This is a genomic window from Arthrobacter sp. FW306-05-C, from assembly GCF_021801725.1.
GTDB lineage: Bacteria > Actinomycetota > Actinomycetes > Actinomycetales > Micrococcaceae > Arthrobacter.
On sequence record NZ_CP084556.1, the window covers coordinates 4463403 to 4477097 of the forward strand.

Annotated in this window: 11 protein-coding genes; 3 read left to right on the top strand and 8 right to left on the bottom strand. The window is 60.7% G+C overall.

Annotated features, from left to right (window positions below):
• The first annotated feature begins 12 nt into the window (after window positions 1-12).
• The 3 genes from LFT44_RS20680 (at window position 13) to trxA (ending at window position 3240) form a co-directional block, all read left to right on the top strand.
• A complete protein-coding gene (locus LFT44_RS20680) occupies window positions 13-1698 on the top strand; it encodes an ABC transporter substrate-binding protein (protein WP_236800378.1) in 1686 nt (561 codons plus the stop codon).
• A 224-nt stretch (window positions 1699-1922) separates the two neighbouring features.
• Window positions 1923-2879: a thioredoxin-disulfide reductase gene (trxB, locus tag LFT44_RS20685; RefSeq protein WP_236800379.1), complete on the top strand. Its 957-nt coding sequence runs from the start codon at window positions 1923-1925 to the stop codon at window positions 2877-2879.
• 34 nt (window positions 2880-2913) lie between these two features.
• Entirely contained in the window at window positions 2914-3240 is a 327-nt protein-coding gene (gene trxA, locus LFT44_RS20690) for a thioredoxin (RefSeq protein ID WP_236800380.1), read from the top strand.
• 4274 nt (window positions 3241-7514) lie between these two features.
• Here trxA and LFT44_RS20695 read toward each other — a convergent pair.
• From LFT44_RS20695 to rpmH, 8 genes are all read right to left on the bottom strand, one after another.
• Window positions 7515-8798: a ParB/RepB/Spo0J family partition protein gene (locus tag LFT44_RS20695; RefSeq protein ID WP_236800381.1), complete on the bottom strand. Its 1284-nt coding sequence runs from the start codon at window positions 8796-8798 to the stop codon at window positions 7515-7517.
• A gap of 66 nt (window positions 8799-8864) precedes the next feature.
• Window positions 8865-9947 (bottom strand): ParA family protein, encoded by a 1083-nt coding sequence (locus LFT44_RS20700; RefSeq protein WP_236800382.1) that lies wholly within the window; start codon window positions 9945-9947, stop codon window positions 8865-8867.
• A gap of 89 nt (window positions 9948-10036) precedes the next feature.
• The gene (gene rsmG, locus LFT44_RS20705; RefSeq protein WP_236800383.1) at window positions 10037-10687 is read right to left on the bottom strand and encodes a 16S rRNA (guanine(527)-N(7))-methyltransferase RsmG; all 651 of its coding nucleotides are present in this window, start codon (window positions 10685-10687) and stop codon (window positions 10037-10039) included.
• A 19-nt stretch (window positions 10688-10706) separates the two neighbouring features.
• A complete protein-coding gene (locus LFT44_RS20710; protein WP_236800384.1) occupies window positions 10707-11270 on the bottom strand; it encodes a Jag family protein in 564 nt (187 codons plus the stop codon).
• On the bottom strand, window positions 11270-12238 hold the full coding sequence (gene yidC, locus LFT44_RS20715; RefSeq protein WP_236800385.1) for a membrane protein insertase YidC: 969 nt from the start codon (window positions 12236-12238) through the stop codon (window positions 11270-11272). The genes LFT44_RS20710 and yidC overlap by 1 nt, the downstream gene beginning before the upstream one ends.
• 15 nt (window positions 12239-12253) lie before the next feature.
• Complete coding sequence (gene yidD / locus LFT44_RS20720) at window positions 12254-12646, bottom strand: membrane protein insertion efficiency factor YidD (RefSeq protein ID WP_236800386.1); 393 nt, start codon at window positions 12644-12646, stop codon at window positions 12254-12256.
• Window positions 12639-13049 carry a ribonuclease P protein component gene (gene rnpA / locus LFT44_RS20725; protein ID WP_236800387.1) on the bottom strand — a complete coding sequence of 137 codons (411 nt, stop codon included), beginning with the start codon at window positions 13047-13049 and terminating at the stop codon, window positions 12639-12641. The genes yidD and rnpA overlap by 8 nt, the downstream gene beginning before the upstream one ends.
• Window positions 13050-13089: 40 nt before the next feature.
• Window positions 13090-13227: a 50S ribosomal protein L34 gene (gene rpmH / locus LFT44_RS20730; protein ID WP_003800212.1), complete on the bottom strand. Its 138-nt coding sequence runs from the start codon at window positions 13225-13227 to the stop codon at window positions 13090-13092.
• Window positions 13228-13695: the final 468 nt, after the last annotated feature.

Genomic DNA, 13695 nt, shown 5'->3' on the forward strand with positions numbered 1-13695 from the left:
TAGGAGGAACACGTGTCCAACCCGATCGATGTCGGATCAGTACTGGGCGGCCGCTACAAGGTCACCGCCACAGTGTTGGCCTCGCATGACCACGATCTGGTGCTGGACGGTGTGGACCAGGTCCTCAACCGCCCGGTCAGCATCCTGGTTGCCGGGCCGGAAAACACCGAACAGGTTGCCCAGAGCGCCCGTGAAGTGGCCACCGGCGAACGCCCTGGCACCGTGCAGGTCCTGGACCTTGGCGTGACCGAGGACACCACCTACCTCATCACCAACCACACGTCCGCCGCGGACCTGCTGGACCTGGTGGTTACCTCGAATCCGCCCTACGTTGAGCCCTTCTTCACGGACACCCTGGGCAGTGAAATCTTTGGCCAGCCCCGGTCCCACGAGCCTGAGCCGTACGACGAGGAAGACCACGTCGAGGCCGGGTACATCAATTACGCCGATTCGCACCCCAGCCAGGTTGATCCCTACCGTTCCGGTCCCGCTGTACCGCCCCGGCCTCCCGTTCGCCCCGCAGCACAGCAACCTGGTCCGCAGCAGGCTGGCTCTCAGCAGCCTGCCTCTCCGCCGCGTGCCTCGAACGGCCACCGCGGTGCCGGAGCTGCTGCGGGTGCAGCCGCCGGTGTTGCTGGTGCTGCCGCTGCTTCCGGTGCCGCAGCATCAAAGGCCGGGTTGGGAGCCTCCCGGGTCGACCCGGATGCCACCGCCGCCCAGCCGGTAACCAATCGTGCTCCTTCTCCGTCTGAACGTGCTGGTTCCGCGGAGGCAGACACGGGCCCGAACGATACGGCGGCCGTCGGCAGCACCCAGGCCCACCCAGCCGCGGAGCAGCGCAAGCCAAAGGTTTCCCTGTGGTCCGACGACGACTACACACACGCGGGGGACCAGGACCGCTACGAGGACACCGACGAAGCACAGCAGGAAGCGCGGCCGGTCAAGAGCAAGTCTGCCCTGTTCGCCCGCGCGGCAGCACCCGCTTCCGCGGGAGTCTCCTTCGCTGACCGGGACGACTACGACGATGACCGGGATGAATCCCAAAACCAGCCCCGTTCCATGCGTTGGCTGGTTGGGGGTTTGCTGGCCGTGGTTCTGATTGCTGGCCTGATCTTTGCCGTCACCAACCTGGGCAGCCTATTCACCTCCGAACCACAGGCCCAGCCAACGGCCGCACCGGCAGCGAGCACCACTGCACCGCAGGCATCCGCGCCGGCAACGCAGGCAGCTCCCTCAAAACCACCGGTAGTTCCGCCGGCCATCGAGAGTGTCAGCAGGCAGGGTAACTTCGACTTTGCCGCCACTTTCGACCGCGACTTGATCAAGGCGTACGACGGCAACGCCGCAAGCTACTGGTCCGACATGGAGTTCGCCACGGAGAACTGGGGCGGCCTGGCCCCGCAGGGTGTTCCCCTCGTGGTGAAGCTGAAGAGCCAGTCCACTGTCTCCTCCATCACGCTCTCCCAGCTTGGGGGATCGGGCGGCAACATCAGCGTGTACACCAATGACCAGCCCACCACGGACGGTGCCAAGCTGGTTGGGACCAACAGCTTCACGTCCACGGACCTGAACATGCCCCTCCCGGAGCCCGTGCAGGCACAGTATGTCATTGTGTCCATCAACTCACTGCCCAAGCTCGCGGCACCCAAGACCCGTTACGGCTACGGCCTCCGGCTGGCTGAGATCAAGGTCCAGTAGGGCGGGAGCCTGGGCGGCTTTACGACTCCGCATGTTGCTGCCGGGCGCGAACCAGCCTGGCTGGGAATGTAGTCTGGAAAGTGCGCCCTGACTGCAACTATCTCTCATGCTGTCGGGGGTTTGCCTTGCCCAGGCGCTGGAATATTCAGCACGCGGACGCAGTTGTGCCATGTGGCCGGCCTCCACAGGGAGGCGAGTCGAACAAGGAAGAGGTTCACGGTCCAGTGACCATCGAAGAGAAGACGGCGTCGGATGTTCGCGACGTCATCATTGTGGGCTCGGGCCCGGCGGGCTATACGGCGGCCGTCTATACCGCCAGGGCGGACCTCAAGCCACTGTTGTTGGCCGGGTCGGTTACTGCCGGCGGCGAGCTAATGAACACCACGGACGTGGAGAACTATCCTGGTTTCCCCGAGGGAATCATGGGCCCGGACCTGATGGAGAACTTCGAGAAGCAGGCCGCCCGCTTTGGGACGGAGATCCAGTTTGAGGATGTAACCGCGCTGGAGCTGGAGGGGCCGGTCAAGACGGTCACCATCGCCACGGGGGAGACCTTCAAGGCGAAGGCCGTCATCCTCTCCACCGGCTCTGCATACCGGGAGCTGGGACTGCCCAACGAGAAGCGGCTGTCCGGTCATGGTGTTAGCTGGTGTGCAACCTGTGACGGTTTCTTTTTCAAGGATCAGGACATCGCTGTCATCGGCGGTGGTGACTCCGCCATGGAAGAAGCCCTCTTCCTTACGAAGTTTGCGAAATCGGTCACGGTTGTCCACCGTCGCGACACCCTCAAGGCTTCCAAAATCATGGCTGACCGAGCCTTGGAGCACGAAAAGATCAGTTTCATCTGGAACAGCACTGTTGCTGACGTGCTGGGAACCGACAAGGTCACCGGTCTTCGGTTGAAGAATTTGGTGGACGGCACGGAGTCGGAGCTTGCCGTTACAGGTGTCTTCGTGGCGATCGGCAACGACCCGCGAACTGACCTGGTCAAGAACGTCCTCAACCTGACCCCGGAAGGGACCATTGCAGTAGAGGGTCGAAGCTCCAAGACAAGCCTTCCCGGCGTATTTGCGGCCGGCGACGTTGTGGATCCCACCTACCGCCAAGCGATTACCGCTTCTGGTTCCGGGTGTGTCGCAGCAATCGACGTCGAACACTACCTGGCAGACCTGCCGGCTTGATCCGCGCACTGTTATCCGAAGAGAAAGATAGGTTATGAGCAACGCTAAAGATGTAACTGACGCAAGTTTCGGCACTGACGTTTTGTCGGCCGAGAAGCCGGTAATCGTGGATTTCTGGGCGGAATGGTGCGGCCCCTGCCGCAAGCTGGGCCCCATTCTGGATGAGATCTCCGTCGAGTACGGTGAAAAGGTGGACGTCGTCAAGGTAAACGTTGACGACAACCCCGCGATCGCTGCGGAGTACGGAATCACCTCCATTCCTGCCGTTTACCTCTTCCAGGGTGGCCAGGTGAAGAGCACCGTTATCGGAGCAAAGCCGAAGCAGTTTTTCGAGAAGGAGTTTGCTGACGTCCTGTCCTAGGTTGTAGCGCCCATGGTGAACATGGGTTTCCTGTAGGAGTGGCCATCGCCGGGAGGCGGTGGCCACTCTTTTATGTGCAGGACGTTCGGTACCTTTCTGGGTCTTATTTATAGGGTTTCGAGCACCATCCTCATACGCGGCGGTGTTGCCGCCAGCGTTGGTAGCTACCAGGGGTGCCTGTTTCACGGGAAACATCGACTCGCTGGTTGCAATTTCCGGAGCGGTGGTGGGTGCCCCCTGAATCGATCGAGCCAGGCACACCGTATCGCTGTGACTGAGTTTTTCGACTAGCTTTGATGGGCGAACCTGCACGATGCAAGTTTCAGGTCGAGTCGGTGGTATGCAACTGTATGAAAGTATTGAAGCCAAGCATCAGCTGTAACGTTCTCACGTCTTTTGGGCACTACCTGCACTGCCGCGGCCAGGCGTGTTTCACGTGAAACCAGCACGCCACGCCCGTACCGCAGTACGCCGCCAGGGACCTAATGCGGCAACGTAGTCTCGAATACCGCCCTGGGGCGGTCGCAGAGTTGGGGCCAAGAAACGCCCCAAGCGCGATGAGTCGTCAGACCATCGTCCCGCACAAAAGCAGCAGGTGTGAAGCGCGTAATTCTTTCCCCGCCGCTGCACTTGGCATTGTCGGGGTTCGTATTCCTTCGTGCGTTATTCTCGTACCGCGCGCGGTTATGAATATCACCACCCTGGAGCGCCGCGCTGGCTGCGCGCTGGCCTCTTACCGTACAAGGAATCCCCATTACGGCTCTGACTCGTTGACCGTCAGACGGACAACTAGGATCTATAGACCCGCCCTCCTCGTCCGCTGGAACCGCGCCTACGGGAACAGCCTCAGTAGTTCTACGTTCCTCGTCCAACTGTCGACGCGACCTCGCTCGAAAACTGAGAGGCACTAAGTCCAAGCCGCCGCACGATACCTACACACAAGCAAGCCGTTGTGAGCGGCGCGAATGGTAGGCACTCCCTAGCCGGGCGCCCCCACAGCCGAGGCCCTGGCCCTTCACAGGGCACAGATCCGATCCGTTTTGATGTTGATGGAGCCTGCGATGAGGTCGAGCCACGCCGGTCCGGTAGCAAGCGCTTGCGGCGCCATTGCCCACACCAAGGGAGCTGGATCGATAGGCCGGGCGCACATCGCCCACGTGCGTCCTGCCCACAGGAAGACCACGCGACCATAGCGATTACCCTGCAGGGGGAGGAGACCCACCACAGCGGTCGTTCAGCATGGGCGGACGCCCAAGCAGTGCCTGCCGCCGCGACGTGCTTGTTTCACGTGAAACAGGCAGCACCTTCGATGGGCTGTTTCACGTGAAACCGCTTGCGTGGAGGGGCCCGCAGGCGCATGAGTTTCCGGTAGAGACAGTGCTGCTATACATGCAGATTGCCCGTACCCCAGCTCAGCTCTAGATGACTGCTCCGGTCGGCGCTCATGCGGTTCAGAATTTTCCGGCTCACGACCTCAACAGAATATCGGGTAGGGGCTCTACCTTGGGCTCGTTCATGAGATCTCGGTACACACGTATTCGAGGGCAGCAACACGCCTGGCGAAGCATGCCGGCCGCCGCGGCAACTAGCAATTACGGGAGTGTCCGTGATGATCCCAAGGGAGAGGACATGGACTGCGACATCGCCCAACCTATCGGGATTCTTGTCATCCTCGTGGCTAGTCGCCACCTAGGAACGCCCACGGATTACGGGCCGTGTAGGGATCCATGCGAAGTAGATTGAGACACCGAATGAGTGGCGCCAACATGTGCGAGTACACAGCGTCTACTGCAGTCACTAGCGACAGGACGGGGGAGGAGGATGGGGCGAAGGCGGACTACCGCAGCTGGCTTTTTCCCCAGCCTTATCCACAGGGTCGCGGATCACTATCCACAGCGTTGTCCACAGGCTCAGGCGTGCCCATCGCTGGCAGACGTGCGGCTAGCGGAAGCCAGTCCAGTGGATGCCTGCTGCTCAAATACTGCGACTACCAATCTTGAAGCCGTCGGTGCTGTTCGCAAGAACGGCTCCAGCACCCGATAGGTGAGATTTAGCAACTGCTATACGTCTCAGCAGGTACTCCGGCCGCCTATAGGCCTGACCACGTCCTTTGTTTCACGTGAAACGTTGGAACGTCACGCAAGCAAGATGAAAGCATATAGAAAAGAATTCGTCTGGGCATCGCCTCTTGAGACGCAAGGCGACCTGGAGCGGCCCGATCCACCTGTGAGCCTATCCACAAAGTTATCCACAGCACTATCCACCGCTCATGAGGGCTCGTGCACTCGAGCGTCTTGATAACGGAGAGCCCCTAGGCCTGTACTCATACCTCCAACCCAGGAAGCTCGTGAGTCGACAGACTAGGATGAGTTGGACGTGGGTGCGCGGCTGATGACTTGGAGCCATCCAACGCCCCGACGCGTCGCTAAAGGAGTAGGGAGCCGAGAGTCTTGCTCGACACTAGGGCCCAGAGTTGCCCAAATGCCGGTTGAAGTGCACCCCCTACTTCAGCAAACTAGTGCGTATGGACAGGAAGCCCCGCGATGCCCCGGGATCCACATTGGTGAGGCGATGGCCCACGATCGTATGTACTGGCAGCCCTTCCGAAAGAGGAAGGTTTAAAGTGCACGACCACTCTTCCTCGGGCAGACGCAGGACCTCTGCAACGGTGGCATCGATACCTGCCTCCGGGTGAGCCGAATACGGTATTGTGCCGGACGACCACCGGATAGAGACACCGAACGTATGATCCTGAGGAACATGGTGGCCATCTAGCACTACACGAAACTCCTAAACAGTGCGATCGCAAGAGACGGTCTGCTGCGCCTCCCGCGGACATCCGGCTCCATCACAAGTGCGGAGAACTATGTCCAAGCCCACGCCGAGATCGGGCAACGCCGCATTGTCATCCCTCGCAGTAGCCGGAGACTTTACCGAAGGGGCAGTGAAGGGCCGTGGAAGCGTTTCACGTGAAACAGGCATGGCAGAGTGTCCGTGCCTGGGGGACCGCTTCGTCACCGCCTCAGACCGTGCTTTGAAATTGAAAGGGTAGCCCTTAGCAGGGGTGAACCGGCCCGCGGCCAAGGAGAACAAGTCAACCTTGTAGGGTGCTCCTCATGTTTCACGTGAAACCGATGCGTCAACTGCAGGGCCGGGCAAGCCCACTTCTACTGCAAGCGTTACCCGCATGTCTCCGACAGCCTGGAACGCGGAGCGGGGACAGGTATAAAAAGTGAAGCGCCGGCAGCTAGGCGCGCAGGTCAGAGCGCATTGGAAGAACTTGCCGTGTCGGCAGCTACGGAGCAGCAGACTGGGCTGAGTGCAGCAACGTCGACTCCAACTGGGGCAGTCAGTTTACGAAGGGCACGCTGCCGAGTGGATTCCTCACAGCCACTGATCAAGATGCGAGCCTGGACCATAAACCCGCCTCGAAACCCGCGCGCACGACTTCTCGCGTGCGACTTCGCCTAGTGCTCCGGTTGTTCGAAAAGGCAGCGGGGCTGTATCCACCAAGAGCCACTCGCCTCCGTATCGCTTATTCGCTTAGTTGTTCTGTTGGAGGAATTTGCGAATGGACCGCCAGCCACCAGATTCTTGCGCCCTCGCACTACGATTCAATCATCACGGATGGACCCGGCGGTGCTCCATGCGACGGCCACGCGAACGCGGTCGCGTAGCACATACGTCAAGCTTTCAGACGTCGCGCGTAAGCGAATGCGGTGTGGGCGGCGTTTCTGCGAGTGGGGGACTAGCGTGTACGCAAGCCTCCCGCTGGCATCGTTTCACGTGAAACACGAGGCGTTGGGCCATGGGAGTAGGACCGATAACTCCCGCGGACCTCTTCTAATCGTGAATACGGCCTTTATCCGCAACGAATCGCATGGTCATACCCGTCATTTGCTGCCCGCGTGCAAGAGAACGCGGCCCCTTTGATGGGACCTTTCGCGCCCTATGTCACCCGTTGGTGCGGCGGCCGCCAACGGTTCCGCAAAGAAGGAGATAACCACCCTCACTGCTGCCGAGCACCCCGCCACTTGACTGCCGCCGCTACCGAGTCAGCCTTCCCGACGGATACCCCGACTAACGCCCCCTGGGAATGTCGATGAACACCGGCGGCTATGTAATTTGCACGCTAACTGAAGATGCTTTGCACGGTTATGCGGTTCGATTGTCACTTTTTAGCGGTCCGACGCTGAAACACCGGCGAGTAGGGATTTGAAGAGCAAAGCAAAAGGGCCCGGTTCAAGACGAACCGGGCCCTTTTGCTGTGGCGATTAGTTGGTGGATCCAGGAGCCAAAACATCCATGATGCGGTTCAGGTCATCAACGCTGGCAAACTCGATGCTTACCTTGCCTTTCCTTACGCCAAGGGAGATCTTGACGTTGGTGTCCAGGCGGTCGGAGAGCGAAGATGCCAGGTAATCCAAGCGCTCATGCCGGGCCCCAGGGCGGGGAATGTTGTTCTTGGCAGGCTTTGCAGGATCCTGGTACAAGGTCACCGCCTCTTCTGTGGCTCGCACAGACATACCCTCTGCAACGATTCGCTGCGCCAGCCGTTCCATTGCAGCAGCGTCGGGAAGCGACAGAAGGGCACGTGCGTGGCCTGCCGAGAGCACTCCGGCAGCAACCCGCCGCTGCACCAACGGCGGCAGCTTCAGCAGGCGAAGAGTGTTGGATACCTGCGGCCTGGAACGGCCAATGCGATCCGCCAATTGCTCATGGGTGGTACCAAAGTCCTCCAAGAGCTGCTGGTACGCCGCCGCCTCTTCCAGCGGGTTCAGCTGGCTGCGGTGGAGGTTTTCGAGAAGCGCGTCACGGAGAAGATCGTCATCCGTCGTGTCACGGATAATCGCGGGAATGGTGTCAAGCCCTGCAGCCTGGACTGCGCGCCAGCGGCGTTCGCCCATGACGAGTTCATATGGTTCGCTACCGGTTTCGGTTGATGTGCGAACCACGATTGGCTGGAGAACGCCGATTTCACGAACCGAGTGCACCAATTCGGCCATGTCGTCTTCATCGAAGACATTGCGGGGCTGCTTCCGGTTCGGGTGGATGTCCGAGACCGGGATTTCAGCGAAACGGGCACCGGGGACTTCCACCAGCTCAACACCGGAGTCGGGGGCCGCACCAGTCTCAGCCGGCTCCTCAGGGCCTACGGGGTCGTCCCGTTTTGGCACTTCCGGATCTTCCACGATGGCAGAAGGTTCAGCGGCAGCAGCCTTGGATGCCGCGGCGGGGGACTTCCTGGCAGGAGCCTTCTTTGCCGGAGCGGGCGCAGCCGCAGGGGCCTTCTTATCATCGCTGCTCTTGCCGGCAGGAGCCTTGGAGGCAGCTGGCTTAACCGAAGACGGAGGGGTAGTAGGCGTTTCCGCCTCCTGCGTCCTGGTCGCTGCTGCGGCTGTTGGCTGCTCCGTGGGTTCTGTCTTCCTGCGGCCCTCCGGAAAGAAAAGGTCCACAGGCCGCGATACCGCCCCACCGTTACCGGAACCATTGGTTGCGGCGGAACTTGGAATCAGCGCGCCAAGACCGCGGCCTAGGCCCCGTCGCTTCTCGCTCATGGGTAAATCCCTCCAGTGGTAGAGCCAGGCTGGGCCTTGCTCCGTGCGTTGCGGTATTGAAAATTTTTAGCGTTCCGCTATTTCAGCGGCTGCTTCCAAATAGGACAGGGCACCACTTGAGGACGGATCGTACGTCATGACCGTCTGCTGGTAGCTGGGGGCTTCGGAGATCCGGACAGACCGCGGAACCACGGCGGAGAGAACCTGTTCGGGGAAGTGCTGGCGTACCTCCGCGGCAACCTGGGCAGCAAGGTTGGTACGGCCGTCATACATGGTGAGCAGGATGGTTGACACAACGAGGTCCGCGTTGAGGTGCTTCTGGATCATCTCGATGTTCTTCAGGAGCTGGCTCAGGCCCTCCAACGCGTAGTACTCGCACTGAATGGGGATCAGTACCTCGCTGGCTGCACAAAAAGCGTTTACGGTCAGCAGGCCGAGGCTGGGCGGGCAGTCGATGAACACATAGTCCAGCCGCTCCTCGCCGTTCTTCTCGCGTTCCTTGGCATAGACATCAATGGCCCGGCGCAGCCGCTGCTCACGGGCCACAAGGGACACGAGCTCAATTTCGGCCCCTGCAAGGTGGATCGTGGCCGGCGCACAGATGAGTTTTCCAATATCCGGGCACGGGGCTACGACGTCGGCAAGAGGGACATCGTTGATCAGGACGTCATAGATGCTGTCCACGTCAGCGTGGTGCTCGATGCCCAAAGCTGTGGAGGCATTGCCCTGCGGATCGATATCGATGACCAGCACATTGAGTCCCGCAGCTGCCAAGGCGGCTGCGATGTTGACCGTGGTGGTGGTCTTGCCCACGCCGCCCTTCTGATTGGACACCGTAAAGATCCGAGTCTTTTCCGGGCGAGGGAGCTGGCGCCCCATTAGGCGTTCACGGCGCTTCGTCTCATGGGCAAGCTCCCGTGCGATGGGGCTGGAATCATCGATAGCGTCAATGACGTTGGATCGACCGCCACCGGTTGTTTCACGTGAAACTGCCTTACCGGACGCTGCAGAGACACCCGTTTTCGGATGATTTCCACCTCGGGCAGGAGCCGTGCCGACACCGGCAAGCCCGGACCCAGCGACAGAACGTGCCGACCCCAAAGACACAAACGGCGGGATCCGTTGTGCGGAGGCTTCACTACTGGTCACTGGGGCACACTCACTCTCGTTCAGCCAATTTTGCTGCCGTTGTCTAGCCTAGCCGCTCCTGCCTGCTGACAGCCGTCAGCGGGCCCGGGTCAGGACTTCTTTTGGGACTTGTTCACCACGATGCGGACCACGGTAGTGGGCTCCTCGAGGAGGTTGTCACCTACTGTCACCACCGAGGTCTCCACGCCACCCAGCTTACGGATGGTCTTGGCCGCCTTCTCGATTTCCTCCCCGGCGCTGCGTCCCTTGATGGCCACCACTTCACCGTGGCCGCCGAGGAGCGGGATGGTCAGGCCGGCCAGGTTGGTCAAGGCCGAAACGGCACGGGCGGTTACCACGTCAGCCTCAACCTGTCCTACGGCCAGCTCCGCGCGTGTGCGCATAACCGTGACATTGTCCAGTCCCAGGTCATCCACCACTTCCTGGAGCCAGATCACGCGGCGTTCCAACGGTTCGATGAGCGTCAGCTCAAGGTCCGGTCGTGCGATGGCCAGGCATAGTCCAGGCAGTCCGGCGCCGCTTCCGACATCGGCAACATGGCTTCCCTGGGCAATTTCGCTTTCGATGACCGCACAATTGAGGACGTGCCGGCTCCACAGCCTGGGAACCTCCCGCGGCCCAATAAGGCCGCGCTCGGTTCCGGACGTGGCCAGATGCTCCACGTAGCGCTTGGCCAGGTCCAGCCGGTCACCGAAGATTTTCTCAGCAGCGCGGAGTTCTGCTGCCGTGATGTCAACCATGGTTATCGGGTCAGCTTCCCTAGTCCGCGGATACAACGATGTGTCGGTCGGCGCCTTCGCCCTCGGACTCGCTGACCAAGCCAAGGTCGGCCACGGCGTCGTGGACGATCTTGCGTTCGTAGGCGCTCATCGGTTCCAGTGCCACCGACTTGCCGGTTTCCTTTACGGACGCTGCAGCATCTTCGGCGATCTTCTGCAGGTGGCCAGTGCGCTCCTGCCGGTAGCCGTTGATGTCCAGGACAAGCCGGGACCGGTTTTCCGTGGCTGAAAGGACTGCCAGTCGGGTCAGCTCCTGGAGCGCTTCAAGGACCTCACCGTCTTCGCCAACCAGGCCTTCGAGCCCTTCGGCTTCCTCGTCGGCGACGATGGAGATGTAGGTGCGGCCGTTGCGGACTTCAATGTCGATGTCGCCGTCGATATCGGCGATGTCCAGCAGTTCCTCCAAGTAGTCTGCAGCGACGTCCCCCTCTTCCTCGAGGCGGCTGGCGGCGGAAACCTTGGCGGCGGAAGCATCCTGGTTCACGGAATCGTCCTGATCTTCGATCTCTTCAGAAAAGGCGTGCTCGGTGCTCTCGGCAGACATTACTTCTTCTTCCTGTTCTTGCGCTGGGGCTGGACGCGCTGTCCCTTAATCTCAACTGCGGCGGCCGCGGCGTCGTCGGCTGCCTCTTCCCGCTTGCCGCTCAGGACGGAAAGTGCGGGCAGGCCCTTGGCGGCACGGCGCTCGGCGAGGGCCTTGGCTGCGGGGGATCCCGGCGTCGGCATGCGGCGGATGACGAAGAACTGCTGGCCCATGGTCCAAAGGTTGGTGGTGGTCCAGTAGATGAGGACACCGATGGGGAAGTTGATGCCACCCACACCGAAAACAATCGGCAGGATGTACAGCATCATCTTCTGCTGGCGCATGAACGGGCTGGCCATGGCTTCTTCGGACATGTTCTTGGCCATGATCTGCTTCTGAGTGATGAACTGCGAGGCCGTCATGGCCAGAATCATCACGATGGACAGGATCCAGACAGCCATCTGGTTGCCGCCGCCGCCATGCAGCAGGGATGCAGACAGGGGCGCACCGAAAATGCTGGATTCGTCGAACTGCACCACTTGTTCGTGGCTCATCGCCCCGATGCCGGCACCGGTCTGGCGTGCGGCCGTGATTCCTGACAGCACCTGGAACAGCGCGAAGAAGAACGGCATCTGGATCAGCATGGGCAAGCAGGCGGAGAACGGGTTGGTGCCGTGCTTCTTGTACATGGCCATCTGTTCCTGGGCCATGGCCTGCCGGGACAACTGGTCAGTCTTGCCTTTGTATTTGTCCTGGAGCTTCTTGAGGTCCGGCTGCAGCAACTGCATGCCGCGCTGGGCCTTGATCTGCTTGACGAACACCGGGATCAGGGCGGCACGGATCACCAGCACCAGCCCAATGATGGACAGCGTCCAGGTCCAGCCATTCGCGGCGGGCATCCCGATAGCACTCAAGCCATCGTGGAATCCAATCATGATGATGGAAACCAGCCACTTGAACGGGGCCATGATTGTTCCAAAGAAGTCCATACTTATCCCTATTCGTCAGGCCGCACTGCGGCCTTCTTCATCAGTCCGAGCAACCAGGTAAATGTCCGGATTGTTCAGCACAACAATTGTGGGGGTCTGGCCTTCCGGCCATTCCCGGCGGCCGGCGGGGACGTGGTCCACTCCGCCGGCGTTCCATGGGTGGCAATGACCAAGGCGCCGGACTGCGAGCCAGCTTCCCTTGACTGCCCCGTGGACAGTGACCGCTTCAAGGGCATACGCCGAGCATGAAGGGAAAAATCGGCAGACCGGACCATACAAGGGAGAAACCACCTTGCGGTAAGCGATCAGCAGGAGAATGAGGATGTTCCGGGGCAGGTTCCAGAGGAACCTCCCGACGGCGGCCAACACTCTGCGGGAGCGGACGACGACGGCAGTGGCGTTAGGCACGCGTTGTCCCCTCCTGTGTTGTACCGGCCGAACCTTTGGCGGCAGCCCGCAAAGGGCGGCCGGCCAGCCGGTTCAGCGCAGATCCCAGTGCAGCGTTGTAGTCCGACAGCAGCTGGTCCCAGCTGGCAGTGGCAGACGCAGGAAGCGCCCGCACCACGATGGCAAGGCCCGTACCGTGCTCGCGCAGCGACGCAGCAGCTGCTTCTCTCAGTCTCCTCTTAACGAGGTTCCTGACTACAGCGTTCCCTACACTCTTGGAAACAATGAACCCGATCCGGCTGGGTTCGTCGGCAGCAATAGCTGCCGCATATAACACTACGTTCCGGCGCCCATTGCGGACACCGGAACGTACAGTTGTTGAAAAATCGGTTGAGGTCCTCAGGCGGTTGCGGGCGGCCAGCACCTTAAACTCGCAAGGGGATGTCTACCGACGAGCCAGTTATTTAGGCCGACAGTTCGGTGCGGCCCTTGCCACGACGGGCTGCCAGGATGGCACGGCCGGCACGGGTACGCATACGAAGGCGGAAGCCGTGCTTCTTGGCTCGACGGCGGTTATTCGGCTGAAAAGTCCGCTTGCTCACGTTAGTTACTCCAGTGGATCAAAGGTGCGCCCACCCGATCAGTATTGGGGAAGAACTGGCCGACGCTAAGTTTTGTATATGCACGCTTCCCCCAGCTGACCAGGCGCACTGCGACTGGAAAGTTCATACGGGGCCAAAAAGCGGACACAAAGGACTTCACAACGTTAGGGCAATCCGCAGCCCGGAGTCAAACCGGAAGCTGCCTCCCGGGCTGTCCCCAGCTGTGCCTAAGTATCCCCAACAGCCTGTGGATGAAGTGGCTCACAGGGCCTTCCGGAGAACCACAACAGTGTAATTATCCACAGCCGGATAGCCAGCTATCTTCTAGGCTTTTCATCCCCTAGAGTGTCCCAGTAGCCGATTATCCACGGGTTGTGCATAACCCTGTGGATGAAGTTGGGCCAGGACCCTGGTTCCGGACTTGGCTGCAGGCAATGCAGGCAAAGCAAGTTTTGAGGGAACCGATTG